Origin of the sequence: Candidatus Tisiphia endosymbiont of Nemotelus nigrinus, assembly GCF_964026475.1 — a bacterium.
In the GTDB taxonomy this organism is placed as follows: domain Bacteria; phylum Pseudomonadota; class Alphaproteobacteria; order Rickettsiales; family Rickettsiaceae; genus Tisiphia.
The window spans coordinates 959,801-979,121 of the sequence record NZ_OZ032151.1 but is presented as its reverse complement, the minus strand read 5'-3'; the positions used below and the strand labels follow the sequence as shown (position 1 = coordinate 979,121).

19 protein-coding genes and 2 pseudogenes are annotated in these 19,321 nt (G+C 33.8%); 16 read left to right on the top strand and 5 right to left on the bottom strand.

The window, feature by feature from the left end; all coding sequences use genetic code 11:
- The first annotated feature begins 3 nt into the window (after nt 1-3).
- The 3 genes and pseudogenes from coaE to AAGD39_RS04665 all read left to right on the top strand — a co-directional run bounded on the left by coaE (nt 4) and on the right by AAGD39_RS04665 (nt 2,763).
- Nucleotides 4-540: pseudogene (gene coaE, locus AAGD39_RS04675) on the top strand (dephospho-CoA kinase).
- 26 nt (nt 541-566) lie between these two features.
- A complete protein-coding gene (gene dnaQ / locus AAGD39_RS04670) occupies nt 567-1,262 on the top strand; it encodes a DNA polymerase III subunit epsilon (protein WP_341756240.1) in 696 nt (231 codons plus the stop codon).
- Nucleotides 1,263-1,434: 172 nt separating this feature from the next.
- Nucleotides 1,435-2,763 carry an MFS transporter gene (locus AAGD39_RS04665; RefSeq protein WP_341756239.1) on the top strand — a complete coding sequence of 443 codons (1,329 nt, stop codon included), beginning with the start codon at nt 1,435-1,437 and terminating at the stop codon, nt 2,761-2,763.
- 252 nt (nt 2,764-3,015) lie between these two features.
- Here AAGD39_RS04665 and AAGD39_RS04660 read toward each other — a convergent pair whose 3' ends face one another.
- Entirely contained in the window at nt 3,016-3,726 is a 711-nt protein-coding gene (locus tag AAGD39_RS04660) for a winged helix-turn-helix domain-containing protein (RefSeq protein WP_341756238.1), read from the bottom strand.
- Between the two features lie 416 nt (nt 3,727-4,142).
- On the opposite strand from AAGD39_RS04660, the gene rpsF reads away from it, so the two are divergent.
- Genes rpsF through rplI form a run of 3 tightly spaced genes read left to right on the top strand, consistent with a single transcriptional unit; the run spans nt 4,143 to nt 5,390 of the window.
- The gene (rpsF, locus tag AAGD39_RS04655; RefSeq protein ID WP_341756237.1) at nt 4,143-4,517 is read left to right on the top strand and encodes a 30S ribosomal protein S6; all 375 of its coding nucleotides are present in this window, start codon (nt 4,143-4,145) and stop codon (nt 4,515-4,517) included.
- A 20-nt stretch (nt 4,518-4,537) separates the two neighbouring features.
- Entirely contained in the window at nt 4,538-4,822 is a 285-nt protein-coding gene (gene rpsR, locus AAGD39_RS04650; protein ID WP_341756236.1) for a 30S ribosomal protein S18, read from the top strand.
- Nucleotides 4,823-4,835: 13 nt separating this feature from the next.
- Complete coding sequence (rplI, locus tag AAGD39_RS04645) at nt 4,836-5,390, top strand: 50S ribosomal protein L9 (RefSeq protein ID WP_341756235.1); 555 nt, start codon at nt 4,836-4,838, stop codon at nt 5,388-5,390.
- A 320-nt stretch (nt 5,391-5,710) separates the two neighbouring features.
- Here the strand turns inward: rplI and AAGD39_RS04640 are convergent, their stop codons facing one another.
- Nucleotides 5,711-6,595 carry an aminoglycoside phosphotransferase family protein gene (locus tag AAGD39_RS04640; RefSeq protein ID WP_341756234.1) on the bottom strand — a complete coding sequence of 295 codons (885 nt, stop codon included), beginning with the start codon at nt 6,593-6,595 and terminating at the stop codon, nt 5,711-5,713.
- Nucleotides 6,596-6,952: 357 nt separating this feature from the next.
- On the opposite strand from AAGD39_RS04640, the gene AAGD39_RS04635 reads away from it, so the two are divergent.
- The gene (locus tag AAGD39_RS04635) at nt 6,953-7,105 is read left to right on the top strand and encodes a Sec-independent protein translocase subunit TatA (RefSeq protein ID WP_341756233.1); all 153 of its coding nucleotides are present in this window, start codon (nt 6,953-6,955) and stop codon (nt 7,103-7,105) included.
- A gap of 80 nt (nt 7,106-7,185) precedes the next feature.
- Here AAGD39_RS04635 and AAGD39_RS04630 read toward each other — a convergent pair whose 3' ends face one another.
- Complete coding sequence (locus AAGD39_RS04630; RefSeq protein WP_341756232.1) at nt 7,186-7,545, bottom strand: DUF2628 domain-containing protein; 360 nt, start codon at nt 7,543-7,545, stop codon at nt 7,186-7,188.
- Nucleotides 7,546-7,635: 90 nt separating this feature from the next.
- On the opposite strand from AAGD39_RS04630, the gene hslV reads away from it, so the two are divergent.
- The 3 genes from hslV to AAGD39_RS04615 all read left to right on the top strand — a co-directional run bounded on the left by hslV (nt 7,636) and on the right by AAGD39_RS04615 (nt 11,084).
- Nucleotides 7,636-8,181 (top strand): ATP-dependent protease subunit HslV, encoded by a 546-nt coding sequence (gene hslV, locus AAGD39_RS04625; protein ID WP_341756231.1) that lies wholly within the window; start codon nt 7,636-7,638, stop codon nt 8,179-8,181.
- 71 nt (nt 8,182-8,252) lie between these two features.
- On the top strand, nt 8,253-9,563 hold the full coding sequence (gene hslU / locus AAGD39_RS04620) for an ATP-dependent protease ATPase subunit HslU (RefSeq protein ID WP_341757235.1): 1,311 nt from the start codon (nt 8,253-8,255) through the stop codon (nt 9,561-9,563).
- Nucleotides 9,564-11,084 carry a YifB family Mg chelatase-like AAA ATPase gene (locus AAGD39_RS04615; protein WP_341756230.1) on the top strand — a complete coding sequence of 507 codons (1,521 nt, stop codon included), beginning with the start codon at nt 9,564-9,566 and terminating at the stop codon, nt 11,082-11,084.
- A 28-nt stretch (nt 11,085-11,112) separates the two neighbouring features.
- Here AAGD39_RS04615 and erpA read toward each other — a convergent pair whose 3' ends face one another.
- Nucleotides 11,113-11,445, bottom strand: a complete 333-nt coding sequence (gene erpA, locus AAGD39_RS04610; RefSeq protein ID WP_341756229.1) for an iron-sulfur cluster insertion protein ErpA — start codon at nt 11,443-11,445, stop codon at nt 11,113-11,115.
- 136 nt (nt 11,446-11,581) lie between these two features.
- Here erpA and AAGD39_RS04605 point away from each other — a divergent pair, with 136 nt between their 5' ends.
- The 6 genes from AAGD39_RS04605 (at nt 11,582) to AAGD39_RS04580 (ending at nt 17,794) form a co-directional block, all read left to right on the top strand.
- Complete coding sequence (locus AAGD39_RS04605; protein ID WP_341756228.1) at nt 11,582-12,733, top strand: deoxyguanosinetriphosphate triphosphohydrolase; 1,152 nt, start codon at nt 11,582-11,584, stop codon at nt 12,731-12,733.
- A 3-nt stretch (nt 12,734-12,736) separates the two neighbouring features.
- A complete protein-coding gene (argS, locus tag AAGD39_RS04600) occupies nt 12,737-14,470 on the top strand; it encodes an arginine--tRNA ligase (RefSeq protein WP_341756227.1) in 1,734 nt (577 codons plus the stop codon).
- A 350-nt stretch (nt 14,471-14,820) separates the two neighbouring features.
- Nucleotides 14,821-15,147, top strand: a complete 327-nt coding sequence (gene rplU / locus AAGD39_RS04595) for a 50S ribosomal protein L21 (RefSeq protein WP_341757234.1) — start codon at nt 14,821-14,823, stop codon at nt 15,145-15,147.
- 30 nt (nt 15,148-15,177) lie between these two features.
- Nucleotides 15,178-15,423 carry a 50S ribosomal protein L27 gene (gene rpmA / locus AAGD39_RS04590; protein WP_341756226.1) on the top strand — a complete coding sequence of 82 codons (246 nt, stop codon included), beginning with the start codon at nt 15,178-15,180 and terminating at the stop codon, nt 15,421-15,423.
- Between the two features lie 406 nt (nt 15,424-15,829).
- Nucleotides 15,830-17,050 carry an aspartate kinase gene (locus AAGD39_RS04585; RefSeq protein ID WP_341756225.1) on the top strand — a complete coding sequence of 407 codons (1,221 nt, stop codon included), beginning with the start codon at nt 15,830-15,832 and terminating at the stop codon, nt 17,048-17,050.
- Between the two features lie 183 nt (nt 17,051-17,233).
- A complete protein-coding gene (locus AAGD39_RS04580) occupies nt 17,234-17,794 on the top strand; it encodes a phosphatidylglycerophosphatase A (RefSeq protein ID WP_341756224.1) in 561 nt (186 codons plus the stop codon).
- Between the two features lie 450 nt (nt 17,795-18,244).
- On the opposite strand, the pseudogene ftsZ reads toward AAGD39_RS04580, so the two are convergent.
- Nucleotides 18,245-19,229, bottom strand: a pseudogene (ftsZ, locus tag AAGD39_RS04575) (cell division protein FtsZ); the annotation flags it as partial.
- Between the last annotated feature and the right edge of the window lie 92 nt (nt 19,230-19,321).

The window sequence follows — 19,321 nt, the reverse complement described above, 5'->3', positions numbered from 1 at the left end:
AGAATGCTTTGTGTAGGAATTACTGGTAGTTATGCTTCAGGAAAAACTTTTGTCTTAAATTATTTAGCTGATTTATGATTTATGACTTTTTCCGCTGACGAATATATTAAGGGTATCTACAAAGAGCTGGCAATACAAAATATAATTCTTAACTTACTGCCTGAGCTAAAAATTTTCGATAAAAGAAAAATTGCAGAGCTAATCTATGCTGATGATTCATCAAGAAACGATCTGCAAAATTTTATTCATCCATTTGTAGTGGAAGGCTTGTCTCTTTTTAAACGACAAAATAATGATTCAGAAATTACATTTGCTGAAATTCCATTACTTTTTGAAGCTGAATTTGATAAATATTTTGATTTTTATGTTACAACATTCTGCTCAGAAAAATCTAGATTAAAACGTGCAATGTCTAGAGAAGGATTTAGTTTAACAACTTATAACAAGATCGCACAAATTCAATTGTCACAACAGATTAAAATAGCAAAAGCAAATTTTGTTATTAATACTGATGTTAATATAGTAGATTTAGATGGATAAATAACTCAACTAATACAAAAATTAAAATGCAGCAATTAAGAGAAGTAATTCTAGATACTGAGACAACTGGCTTAGATCCCAAAAGTGGTCATAGGATTGTTGAGATTGGGGCTATTGAGATGGTTAATAAAGTTCTAACCGGTAAGCAGTTCCATTTTTATATCAATCCACAACGAGATATGCCGACAGAAGCTTATAGAATACATGGTATATCAGGGGAGTTCTTAAAAGATAAACCGCTCTTTGCAGAAATTGCTGAAGAGTTCTTAGCGTTTATTAGTAGCAGCCAACTTGTTATACATAATGCAACATTCGATATTAAATTTATTAATTACGAATTATCTTTGCTCAAAAGACCTTATACAGAATTTTTAGAGCTTTCCAATACTATTGATACTCTTGCTTTGGCTCGAAAACTGTTTCCTGGAATGAAGGCTAATCTTGACTCATTATGTAAAAGATATAAAATTGACAATTCTTCGCGTAAGTTGCATGGAGCCCTTAAAGATGCGGCATTACTGGCAGAAGTTTATGTTGAGCTTACTGGTGGTAGGCAGATAAGCTTTAATATTAATAGTAAAAAGGTGCAAAATACAGGTAAGTTATTGGTTAGAACTACTATGGCAAACAAAAATGATATTATAGTTATCAAACCAACTAAGGAAGAATTGCAAAAACATAAAGAATTTTTGTCAAAAATTCTTTCTCCTATGTGGTTGTAGAGTTATATATTACATCAAATAATTACTTGAAGGATGTTAATTCCTTAAAAATCTCCCTGCAAGTTATAGCTAACCCATTAGTGTCTAGGAAAATGTTGGAGTCAATTATTCAAAGCAGAAAAGTCATAGACAAAATAAGTATGAGGTAATTTAAATATAAGGTGAATAGGTGATGGGACATCAACAAGAACAAAGAAGACTAACTAGAGAACAAAAAGCAGCTGTAGGATTATTTTCAGTTGGCACATTCCTAGAATATTTTGACTTAATGTTATATGTCCATATGGGAGAGCTTTTTAATGAGTTATTTTTTAAACCTACCGATCCTCATACTGCCTCTTTAGTGAAAGCTTTGGTTTTTTGTTCTACATTTGTTTTTCGCCCTGTTGGTGCCTTAATATTTGGTTGGTTGGGTGATAATATAGGGCGTAAATCAACAGTAATCATTACAACTTTTTTAATGGCTACATCATGTTTTATTATGTCTAATCTCCCTACTTATGCTCAGATAGGAAGCATGGCAGCATGGATAGCAACAACCTGTCGTATTGTTCAAGGTATCTCTGCCATAGGAGAGGTGACAGGGGTGGAGCTTTATTTAACGGAAACGATTAACCCTCCAATCCAATATGCAAGTACAGGATTAATGTGGGGCGCATGTGCCCTGGGAGGGTTAGGTGCTTTAGGCATTGCAACACTTGTTACTTCTCATGGTTTTAATTGGCGTCTAGCATTTTGGATTGGTACAACAATTACATTGTTTGGTTTTGTTGCAAGAACCAAACTTAGAGAAGTGCCAGAATTTGCTGATGCCAAATATCGAATAAAAAGAGTTTTTGAAAGAATTAATACAGATCCAGCTATCTTAAAAGATAATCCCCTTTGGCAAGCAAAAGTTAACAAAAAAACACTAATAGCTTTCTTTTTATTACAATGTGCTGCACCGGTATGTTTTTATTTTATATATGTACATTGTGGTAATATTTTAAAAACTAATTTTGGTTATACAACTTCGGAGGTTATTCATCATAATTTTATTATCTGTATGATAGAGCTGCTAACCATACTAGTATTTTGTTATTTAAGTTTAAAAGTGCATCCATTATTAATCCTGAAAATCGTACTATTAATATCTTCTATTTTTACCATATTTTGCCCATATTTATTGAATAATATTAATGCTCCTTATCAGTTATTTTTGATGCAATTTGTTATGGCGTTATTGCATGAATGTTTAGGTCCTGCTATGCCCATTTGTTATAAAAGCTTTCCTATATTTAAACGTTTTACCTGTGCTACTATGACATTTGCTTTATCTCGTGCTTTAATGTTTGTTATTACCTCTTTTGGTTTCGTCTATCTTATTGAATATTTTGGCAATTGGGGATTATGGTTTGTTATGATCCCTACAATTATTGGTTTTGCCTATGGGCTATTACATTTTGAAAAATTGGCAAAAGATTCTGGGAATTATCCACCTAAAAAACTTTATACTGTATAGCTAAATATCCTCTTGTCCTGACTTTCACAGTTTTTGATCCCAATGTAGGAATAATGCCTTGCATGATATTTTCTTCATACCCTACACTTTTATTACAAAATAAAAGTTGTAGTACTAATTTCGTAGGGATGACACAAAACAGGATTGTTTCGTCGCCACTAAAGTGATTCCTCGCTAATAATGCCAAGCTGTTTTTTCTATGACTTTTAAACACCATGCGTAAGGTATATTAATAATAGGTAATTTTTTACTTTAATCATGAATATCCGGTAAATCAAGGCAATATCCTGTGGAACGAACCGTTCTTATAAATACTTCAGATTCTTTATTTCTTATAGACGCTCTTATTCTATTTATATGTACATCAATAGTACGTAGGTCAATAGTCGTATCCTTACCCCACACTTTGTCTACAATATTTTGACGAGAAAATATTACCTTAGGTGATTTTATAAAAAGTTGTAAAATCTTAAATTCTGTTGGTCCTAAACGAACCACCCTACCGTTATTAGTTACTTTATAGGTGGTAAGGTCCATGCTTACTCCCTTATATTTTATAACTTTATCTTGTAGAATCAAATTAGAACGTCTTAATAAAGATCTTATTAAGATCATTAGTTGATCTGACGTGAATGGTTTAATAAGAGCAGCAACAAAGTTGTTGTCTTCTAAAGTGTAGTTAGACGGAGATTCTCCAGAATTTAACAAAAAGATTATTGGTACTTTCGCTAAACCGTTAATTTCTCTTATTCTAGTTGCTACCTCTGTAGCCACTTTATCTTGTACCATCGACTCTAAGATAATTATATCAGGGTGATTTGCAATAGAAGAAACTATTGCTTTTTCTACCGTAGTAGCCTTAACAAGATTAAACCACGCTCTCTCTATAACATTAGATAAAGAAACGTTAATGCTTTTAGTTGATTCTATAATAAGAATTCTAGGGGGTAATTTATCCAACATTTTAAATATCTAATTAAATAAAGACTTTAGGCATGACTAAAGTCTTCTCTTGTATACCCAAATTTGAAGAATTAAAGCGTAAACGTAAGTAACGTGCGTACCAATCTCCGAAGTTTTTAAAAGCACAAAGAGTATCCTTTAATTATGCAAGAGTCTAATGTTACATTATTGTAAATTATTGTAGTGATATTAACTTAACTTTTTAAAATGCAATATTATCGAATTAATTAATAAATTTCTACTAAATTTATTAATATAAGTCTATTAATTTAATTATTTGTTTACAATCCGTGCAAAACGGTTCCGATCTGCAATCAAAGGTTATTAGTAATTTATTAATTAATAAATATAACACTTGAATTAAATGTTTTTTATTGTTATAAATGACTTTATTTTGTAGCTGGAGATTCTTATATATGGCTTTTTACGAATCAGTTTTCATCATACGGCAAGATATTTCATCTGCTGATGTAGATAAAATTACCGATGATTTTACTAAAATTGTTGAGAATAGTGATGGTGAGGTTATTAAAACTGAATATTGGGGTTTAAGAAGCTTAGCCTATAGGATTGGTAATAACAAAAAAGGACATTATGTTTTCATGGGACTTAAAACTGATTTTTCAGTAATAACTGAAATGGAAAGGAAAATGAAGCTAAGTGAAAATATTATTAGGTTCATTAATATAAATGTTGATTCAATAAGTGCTGAACCTTCACCGATTCTAAGAAGTAAAAGTTTAGACCATGAAAAAATAGTTGATGTAACAATTAATAAAGACTCAATGTAATAAAATGGGAAAAGATTAAAATGTTTGAAAATGACACTACTGACTCCAAGTCAATGACTAGAATGGCTGATAGAACTAATAAAAGGGTGTTTTTTAGGAAACGTAAGGGCTGTCCCCTTTCTATTGAAAATGCTCCAATAATTGATTATAAGAATCCTGACTTATTAATAAAATTTGTATCGGAAGGTGGTAGAATGTTGCCTAGTAGGATCACTAATGTATGTGCTAAAAAACAAAGAAAACTAAAAAATGCTATAAAAATTGCTAGAATTCTAGCATTATTGCCTTTTGTGTTTCAAGTTTGAGCAGAGGAATAAAATGGAAGTTATTTTAATTAAACCCGTAAGAAAGCTCGGAAAAATTGCAGAAATTCTTAAAGTAAAAAGGGGATTCGCTCGTAATTATCTTATCCCCAAGAAACTAGCAATTAGGGCAACAGAACCTAATAAACAGTTCATAGAAGCTCAAAAACATGAGCTTGAAGCAAAGGATCTAAAAATAAGATCTGAGGCAGAAGCTATTAATAATATTATAAGTAATAAAGAATTGGTATTTATTAGACAATCTGCTGATGATGGTCGATTGTTTGGTTCAGTGAATAATAAAGAAATCGCCGAAAGTTTATCTAATGGTTCTTCACAGTCAATATCACATTTAAATATCATTCTTAAGAAGCCGATAAAGTCAACAGGTGCATTCGTGGTAGAGGTAAGGTTGCACGCTGATCTTAACACCAATATAACGGTAATTGTGGCAAGATCAGAATCTGAAGCACAAGATTATGCAAGAATCAATAAGCAAGAGGTTACTAGCCCCATTGATGGTCTTGAGCAGCAAGAAATCTCTACTTCTAACAATGTGGAGCAGTTATAACCCGACTAGTATATTTATCCATACATGACGCTTTGTACTTTTCTGCAATTTTTAAATTGCCATGTGAATTATGCACAAGGTGAGTAGTTAATCATCTCTGACAGTCTCCTAGTTATAAGAGCCTAGCCCGGATATTGCATGATAGAAATGAACCAATTGTGCTAGCCCTTGTCTCATGAGGGCTACAGGCTAAAATATATAAAATTTTAAATATACAATTTGTATTTTTGTGCAATTCTTCCAAACTCCTTATATTACAAGGGATTCAGAGATAAATATTGATACCTTCATGCAATATCCGGGCTAGTGCATTCCTTATTTTAGCTATAGTTTCTCCCTAGCAACTCATCAAAGATTTTTGTAAGTTCTGCCCAAATAAGCACGTCACAACCATCTTCCAAAGCCCAAATCCATGAGAGTATAACTTGAACAAAACACCAATCGCTAATTCGTTGAGTATCTAAACCCAAGAGAGTTGCAAATTTAGTAATGCGATTGGCAATAATAGTGTCAACATTTTTTACGCCAAGAAGTTCAGGAAAAGGGTTGCGAATAAATGCTGCTACTTCATAGGATTGTTCACCAATAACCCCTTTAGGATCAATAATCACCCAGTCATCACCGTCTTGCAGAATATTATCATGATGTAAGTCACCATGCAGTAAAACTAACCGTGACGATGTGTTAAGTAGTTTATCTCGCAATTTCCGAGCTTTTTCTAAATAATAAGTTGGTATATCCCATTCTTTATCTAACACTGTCAGCCAATCTTTGACATAAGGAAAACATTCTATGGGTAACAAAGAATCTTGGTGTAATCTTGTCATTACATCGCATGCTATTTGAATAGCCTCATAATCTTTGGTAAAAAAATAGGATTTTAATGATATACCAGAAACAGCCCTTGCAAGTAGTAGTAAGCCTTGGCTTTCAGCCAAAACTTTCACACTGCCAAATCCCAGAAAAACTTTCAAAGCTAATAGTTCTCTCTTAAGCCCATCAATATCTAGCCCCAACTTTAAAATAATCGGTTGTTCACCTTGAAAACCTTCTAGAACATAGTGGTAGCTCAAATTATCAACTAACTTTAAGTTAGACAAACCATACTCTTCAGCCAATTCATCGATAATTCTTGGTAAATTATCTAACCAAACTTTACCTTGATTACCATAGATATTAATGATGTTAGTTTTAAATGTTTTCATATTGATAGATTTGCGTTTTTCATAGTAGAACAAATTAACAATATTTGCTATAATAAAAATTAAGGTGATTAGTCAGGGCGATTTAAAAGTCGCAATTAATGGTAGAAAAATTTGTTTTAGAAAATGCATAAACGTCATTGCGAGGAGTCGCAAAACGACGACGCGGCAATCTAGAAGTTGCAGCGACAAAAAATAAATAGCCAGCTGTTTATTTGGTTCGCCATGCCACTTCGTGGCTCGCGATAACAATCATTCGTTTCTGTAATTTAGCGCCTTCTATCATTAGTTGTAATTTTTAAATCGCCTTGATGATTAGTAGATTATTATCTTTAACTTAAAACTTATAAAATTGATATTATGGGAATGAGCTTCAGCCACTTGTTAGTGATTTTATTAATCATCTTAGTACTTTTTGGTGCTGGTAAATTGCCTCAAGTAATGTCAGATATTGCTAAAGGTCTTAAAGCTTTTAAGGAAGGAATGAAAGATGATAAGAAAAAGGATGAATAAAAAGGAGTAGTCTAGGAGATTGTCGCTACACTCACGTGGTTTCGTAATGACGGAAGTATAGCTATAAATAACACTATACTCTAATTCTTATCGACCACTAAGTGTTTTAGGAATTTTAATTCAGCTTCTATCTCAGATTTTGCTAATATTATTTCTGTAAGCTGATATTTCTTTCGTTGCAAATCATATTCTCTCATATCAGCAGCAAAAAAACCAAATATTAACATAATAGCTATTCGACTGGCAAAAGTAAAATGAGCAAAACCTAAATTTGACATAGCTATACTTATTATTAAAGTAATTATTAGTGCTATCCACATTCTGTGATATAATGCCCAAAACATATTAAACAATGCAGCAAATAATGAAAAACCCTGTTTGATAATAATAAAATCATTATCTTTTTTTTGAGGATTAACATATATTGAATAAATATTCATAAGGGAATCTTGTAATTATGATACTGAATGATTACTTAAACACCATAATAATAAATAAACAGCTAAACATCAATATTTAAAAGATTATTTATGTCAGATAACTCATTACACGGGACTACTATACTGTGCTTAAGAAAGGGCGGAGAGGTTGTAATTGCCGCTGATGGTCAGGTCTCCCTTGGTAATACGATTTTAAAATCCACAGCAAAAAAACTAAGAACCATGCATAATAATAGCATTGTTGCTGGTTTCGCTGGATCTACGGCAGATGCTCTAACTTTATTTGAAAAACTGGAATTAAAACTAGAAAAACATTCATACCAGTTAGTAAGAAGTGCAGTAGAATTGGCAAAAGAGTGGCGTAGTGATAAATATTTACGTAAGCTTGAAGCAATGATGATTGTTGCAGATCAAAAAAATATATTAATTTTAACTGGTAATGGCGATGTGGTTGAACCTGATGGTCACGCTGCTGCCATTGGTTCTGGTGGATTATATGCACTGGCGAGTAGCCGGGGTTTAATGTCTTTTGATAATAACTTAACTGCTGAAGAAATTGCTTTAAAATCAATGCATATTGCAGCTGACATCTGTGTTTTCTCTAATCATAATATTATTTTAGAAAAAGTTATATGAGTACTAGTATTAAGAAAAAATCTGTGGGAGTAACTCCCTCTAAATCTGCAGGATTAACCTCCGCTAAATCTATGGGATTAACTCCCTCTAAAATCGTAGCTGAACTTGATAGATTCATTGTTGGGCAATATAAGGCTAAAAAAGCTGTTGCGATCGCTTTGCGGAATCGCTGTAGGCGTAGAAATGTAGCCGAACCACTTCGTCAAGAGATCGTACCAAAAAATATTTTAATGATTGGGCCAACTGGTGTAGGTAAAACTGAAATAGCTAGGCGGCTTGCTAAGCTTAGCGGCTCACCTTTTCTTAAAGTAGAAGCCACCAAATTTACTGAAGTGGGATATGTTGGACGAGACGTTGAATCGATAATACGAGATTTAGTGGAAATAGCTGTTAATACCCAAAAAGCTAATGCTAAAAAAGAAGTTATTGCTAATGCAACTTTAAAAACTGTAGAAAGAATATTGGATGCTTTAGTTGGCAAGTCAGCATCAGTTGAAACAAGAGAGAAATTCCGCCTTAAACTTGAAAAAGGCGAGCTTGATGAGAGTGAAATTGAGATCAGTATAACAGATTCAGGCGGCATATTTGGTGGTAATTTTGAAATTCCTGGTATGCCGGGAACTGCTATGGGTGTGTTAAATGTTTCTGATATGATCAGCAAAGCTATCGGTACTAGTAAAACCAAAAATAAGAAAATGCTGGTTAAAGATGCTATGTTAACTATCTTAGCTGAAGAATCAGATAAATTGATTGATCAAGAAAAAATTACTCAAGATGCATTAGTGCTAGTACAAAATGATGGTATAGTATTTTTGGATGAGATTGATAAAATCGCTTCAAGACCTGAGGGAAGAAGTTCAGAGATTAGTAGAGAGGGAGTACAAAGAGATCTGCTACCTATCATCGAGGGTACAACAGTTAATACCAAATATGGTCCTGTAGAAACTGCCCATATATTATTTATAGCATCAGGTGCTTTTCATTTATCAAAACCATCCGATTTATTACCTGAGTTGCAGGGAAGGTTGGCTATTAGAGTAGAGTTAAGCTCACTCACTAAGGAAGATATGGTAAAAATCTTGGTTGAACCAGAATCAAGTTTAATAAAACAATATTCAGCCTTAATTGGTACCGAAGGGGTAGAATTAAAATTTACCGATAATGCAATAGATAAGATCGCTACTTATGCAGCAAAAGTTAACTTAGAAATTGAAGATATTGGAGCAAGAAGATTGCATACTATTTTAGAAAATTTATTAGAGGAGATAAGTTTCAATGCAAGTGACATGAAAGAAAAGAAGGTAGTTATGGATGAGCATTTTGTCGACCAGCAATTATCAAAAATTATCAAAAATCTGGATTTAGTAAAATTTATTTTGTAAATGATAGTTCATCTTGGTAGTTTAACCTTTAGTGGTATAGACATTATTGATGTCGATGTGCAAGTACAGATATCGCCAGGTATACCTAATTTTACTATAGTAGGGTTAGCTGATAAAACCATTGGCGAATCTAAAGAGAGAGTTAGAGCGGCTCTGTCTTCCATAGGGCTTGCTCTACCTGCCAAGAAAATACTGATAAATTTAGCTCCGGCTGATTTGGTAAAAGAGGGTAGTCATTTTGATCTTGCTATTGCTTGTGCCATACTTAGCAGTATGAAGATTTTACCAGCTGAGGAAATGCAAGAATATTTGGTAATAGGAGAATTATCTTTAGATGGTTCTATTTTACCAGTCAGTGGAGCATTGCCTGCTGCTATTGGTGCTGCAGCTAGAAATAAAGGGCTAATTTGTTCAAAGCAGAATGGTCAGGAAGCTGCTTGGTCTGGTAATAATAATATTTTGGTGGCAGGTAATTTAATAGAGTTAGTTAACCATTTTAAAGGATTGCAAATATTATCATCACCAGAATTAGAAATTGATACTAGCATAATAAATTATCCTGACTTTAAAGAGATTAAAGGGCAAAAAACAGCCAAACGAGCTTTAGAAATAGCCGCTTCAGGTGGCCATAATCTATTAATGTTTGGTCCACCTGGTACTGGTAAATCGATGTTGGCACAATGTATACCTGGCATATTACCCAAGATGCGACCCGAGGAGATATTGGAGTGCAGTACTATAGCAAGTGTTGCAGGCAAGTTAGCCAATGGCAGATTGTCAAGGGTCAGACCTTTTCGCGCTCCCCATCATTCATGCTCGATAGCAGCTATGGTTGGTGGTGGGGTTGGTAAAAGAGTAAAACCTGGTGAGATTTCATTAGCCCATAATGGGGTGTTGTTTTTAGACGAATTACCAGAATTTCCACCCAATGTTATTGAGTCTTTAAGGCAACCGATTGAAACTGGGGAAATATTGATTGCTAGATCAAATTCGCACATTAAATATCCGGCTAACTTTCAGTTAATAGCAGCAATGAATCCTTGTAAATGCGGTTATTTAAGTGATCCGCACAAAGCATGTTCAAAAGCTCCAAAATGTGGCAGTGATTATCAGATGCGTATTTCCGGTCCGATCATGGATCGATTTGATCTACACATAAATGTCGGTTCTATCGATTCATATAATTATAGTTTAATAGGAGATGATACAGAAGAAGGATCTGAACAAATAGCCAATAGGGTCGAAATAGCTCGCAATATTCAACAAACTAGATATGAAGGGTATAATATCAAAACAAATAATCGTTTGGACGGACAGTTGCTAATCGAATACGCACTACCAGTAGATGATGGAAAAGATTTACTTAATGAAGCTGCTACCAAATTTCGTATATCAATGCGGGCATATAATAGAATCTTACGAGTTGCAAGAACTATAGCTGATTTAGAAGGTTCTCGCAATGTCTATAAGATACATATTGCCGAAGCATTAAACTATAGAAAAATGGATAATAATCTATAGCTAACCTGAATAGTATTTAGCTATATGATTACACAGAGAAGGAATTGCCACACCCACACTTAGTTTTTGCATTAGGATTGCTAATTTCAAAATAGGACTTGCCTAACTCTTCGATAAAATCTATTATACAATCAACCATGAATGACTGTGATATCGAATCGATAACTACTTTAGTATTATCTTGTTCTATAACACAATCATCCTTTGTTATGTCATCACTTGAAACCAGGGCGTAATTATAAACAAACCCAGAACATCCCCCTCCATCAACAACTACTCTAAGAACTAAATTAGGACTATTTTCCAGCTTGATTAACTCACTCACTCTTTTGAAAGCATTATCAGTAACTGTTATTGACATGATCTTGTATTGTTAAATATTCTTAAAATAATCTTAAAAACCTAATTTTGCAAGAGCTTCATTTAAAAACCTTGAAAAGCTCGGTAGGTGATTCTATACTACCCCTAATTTGCGGTAAATACAGAGGAGTTAATATATGCTTGCTTCATATGCAGTAGATCCCACCAATAGTAAGGGAAGATTATTTAACGAATATCCTACAGCATATAGAAATGAATTTGAACGAGATCATGATCGTGTAATTCATTCAAAGGCTTTCAGACGTTTGCAATATAAAACCCAAGTTTTTATTAATCATGAGGGAGATCATTATCGAAATCGTCTTACTCATTCGATTGAAGTTTCTATGGTAGCACGTTCTATTGCTAGAACTCTTAATTTATCAAGTGATTTAGCAGAAACTATAGGGCTTGCTCATGATCTTGGACATACTCCTTTCGGGCATGCAGGAGAGAGAACTTTGAATAAATGTATGCAAGATTATGGTGGCTTCTCCCATAATGCTCATTCATTAAAGATTCTTACTAAAGTAGAGAAAAGATATGTGGCTTATGATGGATTAAATTTAACATGGGAAGTGCTAGAAGGTGTTGTCAAGCATAATGGGCCTTTAATAAATAATATACCTGAATATATAGTAGAGTATGATTTACAGCATAATCTTGATTTAACTCGTTATTCTTCAGCTGAAGCCCAAATTGCCTCGTTAGCTGACGATATTAGTTATATTTCCCATGATTTAGAGGATAGTGTTGGTGCCAAGATTATTGACTTTAATCATCTGACGGAAATTAAATTTATTGACCAATATGCTTTTGAAATTAAGTCTCAGTTTGAAAATATAACAACATCTCGACTTATTTATGAAGTAGTACGTAAATTGATCAGCGATTTAATTGCCGATTTATTACTACAAACAAATAATAATTTACAGAAACAAAAAATAATCACAACCGATGATATACGTAATCTTGATTATCAGCTTGTTGATTTTACTGATGAGGCAAAAGATCGTATAATGGAAATCAAACAATTCCTATATGATAAAGTATATAAGTATAATAAATTGACTTCGATGGTTTTAAAATGCCAAAGGATAGTAGAAGAATTATTTAAAGTATATATGGATAATATTGATTTATTACCATTTAGTTGGAAAGAATTAATTATACCAGGGAATGTAAAATCTAAAGCTAGTATAGTAGCAGATTATATAGCTGGCATGACTGACCGCTTTGCTATTCAGGAGCATCAAGAACTTTATTCTTTCAATTCTAATAATATTTGATTTATGAATATATTTAATAAATTACGTAACGATATCATTAGTGCAGGCAGACAAATATGCGATAATGATGATATGTTACAATTGGCAGCTATTGAAATCCCTAAAGATAAGTTCAATGGTGACCTTTCAAGCAATATAGCCATGATTATTGCGGCAAAACAAAATGTTAAACCTAAAGATTTGGCCATTAGATTTAAGGAAATATTAACACCTCTACCATATATCGCCTCTATAGAAGTTGCTGGTCCAGGATTTATTAATTTTACTATTAAAGCAGATATGTGGCAGAACTCTATTAATGACATATTACTAGATAAAGAAGAGTTTTTTAAGATTAATTTTGGTAATAATCAAAAGGTCAATATTGAATATGTCTCTGCAAATCCAACAGGTCCTTTGCATATTGGTCATGCTAGAGGGGCTGTTTATGGTGATGCCTTAGCCAAAATTCTAGATAGTACCGGCTATATTGTTACCAAAGAATATTACCTTAATGATGCCGGTTCTCAAGTGGATGACTTAGCTAATTCAGTTATTTTACGCTATAAGCAAGCATTAACAAAAGAAGAAATCGTAATACCAGAAGGGCTTTATCCTGGAGAGTATTTAGCAGATGTTGGGCAAAAGTTGGCAGAGAAATTTGGAGATAAATTATTAACGATGGCGGATAGTGAGCGTCATGAACTTGTTAAGGATTTTACAATAGCAGAAATGTTAGCGATGATTAGGCATGATTTAAAGGAACTAGATATTGAACATGAGGTGTTTTTCTCGGAAAAATCACTGCATGATAGTGGTAAGATTGAGGAAGTTGTTCAATCTCTTACTAAAATGGGGCTAATATATGAGGGACAGTTGCCCCCTCCTAAAAGTAATGTAGATGAAATTTGGGACTCAAGAACTCAGAGATTGTTTAAATCTACTGCCTTTGGCGATAATCAAGATAGACCAATAGAAAAATCTGATGGTAGTTGGTCATATTTTGCCTCTGATTTAGCTTATGCTAAGGATAAAATAGATCGCGGATTTAATCATCTAGTTTATGTTTTAGGAGCAGATCATTGTGGTTATGTCAAAAGAATTGAGGCGATAGTTAAAGCACTTGGTGGAGAAAAAGTTAAAGTTGATGTTAAAATTTGCCAATTAGTAAATTTCGTTGAGAATGGTATTGCTGTAAAAATGTCGAAACGTAGCGGTAATTTTACTAGCGTGCGAGATGTAACAAATGAGGTAGGTAAGGACATAATAAGATTTATAATGTTAACCCGTAAGAATGATATTACTCTTGACTTTGACCTAGCAAAAGTAAAAGAACAATCAAAAGATAATCCAGTATTTTATGTGCAATATGCTTATGTTAGAACTATGTCTATACTGGAAAAATCTAAAGAATCTATACCAAAAGCATATAATAAATTCTTAGAAAAAGAGTATGATTTGTCTTTACTTTCTACTGAAGAGGAAATTGAAATAATTAAACTGCTTGCTTCATGGTCAAAAATTTTGGAAGTATCAGCGAAATATTTTGAACCACACAGAATAGCTTTTTATTTGATTAATTTATCTTCAAAATTCCATACTTTATGGAATTTTGGCAAAGAAAATAATGATTATCGATTTTTAATTGAAGATAATATAGAGCTAACTGTTGCCCGCCTTGCTTTAGCAAAATCTATTCAAAAAATTATAAAAGTTGGTTTTGATGTTATAGGGGTAACACCTCTGAATAAGATGTAGTTTATTCACAGTCATCCTGAATTGATTTCAGGAACTAAATTCAGGGCAGTTTAAAAGTCACAGGAAAACAACCTGCGTCATTGCGAAACCACGTAGTGGTTGTGGCAATCCGCTATTCATTAAAAATGGATTGTTGCGTCGCCACTAAAGTGGCTTCTCGCAATGATGCCGGACTGTTTTCCCTGTGACTTTTAAATCGCCCTGATTTATTTTAATAGCTAACTCGATTAACATTACAGCTATAAAAGCTATTATTGAATTATTTGAGATTTCCCATTGACTAAAATAGATGGTGGTAATATAATGCCGACTTGAGTTTGTTTAAATTTTTTGAGTATAGGATATTTTTCATGTTCGCAATCGTCAAAGCAGGCGGGAAACAGTATAAAGTCGGTAAAAACACTGTCATCAAAGTAGAAAAAATTGATGGTGAAAAAGGGGCGAAGATTAAGCTTGATCAGGTGTTGATGATTGGTGAAGATTCAAAGCCATCTTTTATCGGTACGCCAATGGTTCAAGGAGCTCTTGTTACTGCTGAAATTACTAACCAGTTTAAAGATAATAAGATTATAGTCTTTAAGAAAAAACGTCGCCAGAATTATCGTCGGAAGAATGGTCATAGACAGGAATTAACTGAACTGAAAATATTGGACATTACTAAACAAATAGTAACATAATTAGTAACAGAATTTATAAGGATATTATAGATGGCAACCAAAAAAGCTGGTGGTAGTTCTAGAAATGGTAGAGACTCAGCCGGTCGTAGATTAGGTATTAAAAAATATGATGGACAATATGTTATATCAGGTAATATAATTGTTAGACAACGTGGTACTAAATTTTATCCAGGCAAAAATGTCGGGCTTGGAAAAGATCATACGTTATTTGCCTTGATTACAGGTAAAGTAGAATTCTCTAATAGGAGAACCCATAAAATAGTCAATGTGGTGTGATTAACTATTAGTGCTGCCCCTGCCTAACTTAAATGCCATCCCTCAACTTGAGTGTTATCCCTACTGCGGTGCAGGTTATAGATTAAAGGTGTCAAAAGTTATAAGAGGGAGCGGCTTTAGGCAGGGCAATGTCATTGCGAGGAAGACCTTAGGTCGACGAAGCAATCCACAAAAGCAACTAAAAATGGATTACTTCGTCGGCTTATGCCTCTTCGCAATGATCTCGGTTATTTTTTTACAATTTTTAAGTTGCTCTAATGACCTCTAAATCAACTTCCTCTTCTAACTTTCGACAGCCGTGGGTTCTAGATTAGCGCCTACGATACGCGGGAATGACAAGAAAGTGTAGGAATTGCTAACATATGTAGGAAGTCTAAAACATTTTTAACAACATCTCTTCAGATTTATGTCAATAATAGTTCAGAAATTTGGTGGGACTTCCGTTGCTAGCATTGCAAGAATAAAAGAAATCATTCCAATTATTAAACTTGAGAAACAACTTGGTAATCAATTAATAATCATAGTTTCAGCTATGGCTGGTGTTACCAATCAGCTTGTTACTTTATGTAATGAAGTTTCTAGTCTTAAGACTAATTTGGAGCTTGCAGAATATGATACCGCTCTTTGTAGTGGAGAGATGGTAACAGCATCCTTGCTAGCCCTTGAGCTGCAACAACAAGGCATAGATGCAAGATCTGTGCTAGCATGGCAGTTACCCATCCTAACCAATGATAATCATAGCAAAGCTTTGGTTGAGCAAATCTCTACTAGTTTATTAACAGAATGTCTTAAACAAAACATCATCCCGGTAGTTGCTGGATTTCAGGGTATCAGCAATAATAATAGATTAGCGACGCTTGGTCGAGGTGGATCGGATACTACCGCCTCGTTAATTGCAGCTGCTATGCAAGCTGATAGATGTGATATATACACAGATGTAGAAGGAGTTTTTACAGCCGATCCACGTATTGTCCCTGGGGCAAAGAAATTATTACAGATTAGTTTTGAGGAAATGCTGGAATTTGCATCTTGTGGGGCGAAAGTGTTACATCCACGCTCCTTAGAAGCGGCTATTAGGTATAACGTACCCATACGCGTTTTATCGTCGTTCTCACTACCATTATATCATAAAAATAATGGCACACTAATAACATCTAGAGAAAAGATTATGGAACATAGAAAAATTACCGGCATTACTTCCAACAAGAATTTATTAAAGTTAGTAATAAATTCTATTCAGTTAAGTTTTTCTAAGATATGTAACCTCATCGCTAACCATAATATTCACCTAGAATTAATGGAAAATATTGAAGAAAATAGACAATATAGTTTTATTATCCAGCTATCTGATAAAAATAAACTACAGCATTTACTAGATGAACTAAAAAATGCTAATCAGATAAATAATTTTATTATCGACAGTCAAATTTCCATAGTATCGATTATTGGTTACGGTATTAAAAATGATCATAACTTACTTGATATAGTATTAACTGAACTGGAAAAAGAAAATATATCAGTAAAAATGATACAAATTTCAGAAATTAAAATTTCTATCCTAATAAAAGACCTTGACACTGAAAAAACTATACGTTGTTTGCATCAACTATTTGAGTTAGATAAATAGTTTTAGGTCTAACATTACTATGTTATTACGAGGAGGTAGCTTTGCTGCAACGAAACAATCAAGAAAAAAGGAAATGATTAGATTTGGATTGCTTCGTCACCGCTTAGCTGTTTCTCGCAATGACAGAGAAGCCATATAGAGCCTTAACGGGTTAGCTATAATAATTAATCAAGTAGGGTTATTATGTTTTATAAACACAAATTTGCAGAACTTATTGTAACTTTTTTCTATGTAGGTAAAATAAAATATTGTCCTGGTACATTTGGCTCTTTGGTTGCTTTCCCTTTGTGCTATTGGATATTATATCTTTCCATGCAAGCAGAACTTATTAGTATCTTTATTATCGCTTTTTTAATTTGCCTATTACTATTTATATTAGGCACATATTTTTCCTCAATATACATACACTATAGTAAACGGGAGGATCCAAGAGAGGTGGTGATTGATGAGGTGGTCGGTCAAATGCTAACAATAATATTAATCTTTCCTTCCGTTTTTTTTATAAATTATTCAGGGGTTACAAAATATTTAAGTTCATCTGTACTAAATTTTATCTTTTTATTGGCTTTACCTTTTGCCCTATTCAGATTCTTTGATATCATCAAGCCATGGCCAATAAATTGGCTTGATGCCAATATTAAAGGTGCTATTGGTATTATGGTAGATGATATTGCTGCAGCAATCTTTGCTTCAGTTATGCATTATGCTATTACTTTTACTTTAATAGATTGGTTTGGCTCATAGCAACCTAGACACTTAACAAAGCTTATTCAATTGGTGAATAAAGTCCTTTATTGCAGGAAGTCTATTTTGGTTTCCTTAGGAAAGCTGGGATGTCATGGATATCAACTTCTGTATCATTTTTCTGAGGAATTGTAGGAGTATGGTTTTTGATTTGTTCCTGATTCTGATTAGTATTGGATTTTAGTGAATTCCACATTCTACTTAGTAAAGATGATTTGGCATCCTTGCTACTTATCGTTGGCTGATTTGGTATATTAACTGAGGTTGCTTGAATGCTTAAATTTAAAGGTTGCACTTCAGAATCTACTAAATTAGCCTTCTCAGCGATATATTGAGCAAAATCTGGAATCTCTTCTAAAATTGTTGTTTCTGTTAAATTAGGGGTATTGGCTACCTGCTCACAACTTGTAGGGCTACTCGTTACTGATTCAATAGGTTGGGACTTGTTGCTTATTACTTGATCAGCATCAATACCAGTAGCAACCACCGATACCCGAATAATACCATTCAACTCTTGATTAAACGTTGAACCAAAAATAATATTAGCTTCGTTATCTCCATCTCCCACTTCTTCTCTAATTCTATTAGCGGCACTATCAACCTCAAACAAGGTCATATCCGCACCACCAGTAATGTTAATCAACACCCCTCTAGCACCACGCATTGAGTTATGATCTAGTAGTGGATTAGAGATAGCAGCTTCAGCTGCCTTCACCGCTCTATCTTCCCCAGATGCTTCTCCTGTACCCATCATAGCTTTACCCATTTCACTCATCACTGTTCTAATGTCAGCAAAATCCAGATTAATAAGACCCGGCATGATCATCAAATCAGTAACTCCTCTAACTCCAGCATGTAGCACATCATCAGCCATTTTAAATGCATCGGCAAAGGTAGTACTCTCATTGGCTATACGAAATAGATTTTGATTAGGTATTACTATCAAAGTATCAACAAATTTTTGTAGTTCTAGTATACCTTGTTCGGCAGTTTTAATCCTGTGTTTTCCTTCAAAATGAAAAGGTTTAGTAACCACACCGACAGTAAGAATTCCCAGCTCCTTAGCGATCTTTGCCACAACTGGAGAAGCACCTGTACCCGTTCCTCCACCCATACCAGCAGTGATAAACACCATATTGCTACCCTCTAAATACCTTCTAATCTCGTCAGCTGATTCTTCAGCTGCTAAAGCTCCGACTTCCGGAGCTGCACCAGCCCCAAGACCTTGGGCAGTATTTTCCCCTAGCTGTATTTTATTGTCACATAAAGAATGCTCGAGTGATTGTGCATCGGTGTTGGCAACAACGAAGTTTGCTCCTTGTAGTTTGGCAAGTAGCATATTATTTATTGCATTACCACCAGCTCCTCCGACACCAAATACTGTGATAATTGGTTTAAGAATTATATTTTCTGGTGCTTTGAGATGTAAAGCCATAATAATATTTTACCTGTTAAATATAAATATGTTTTTAGTATAATGAAGAATCTAGAAATTTCTACCATAAAATAGATTTCATAAAGGACATC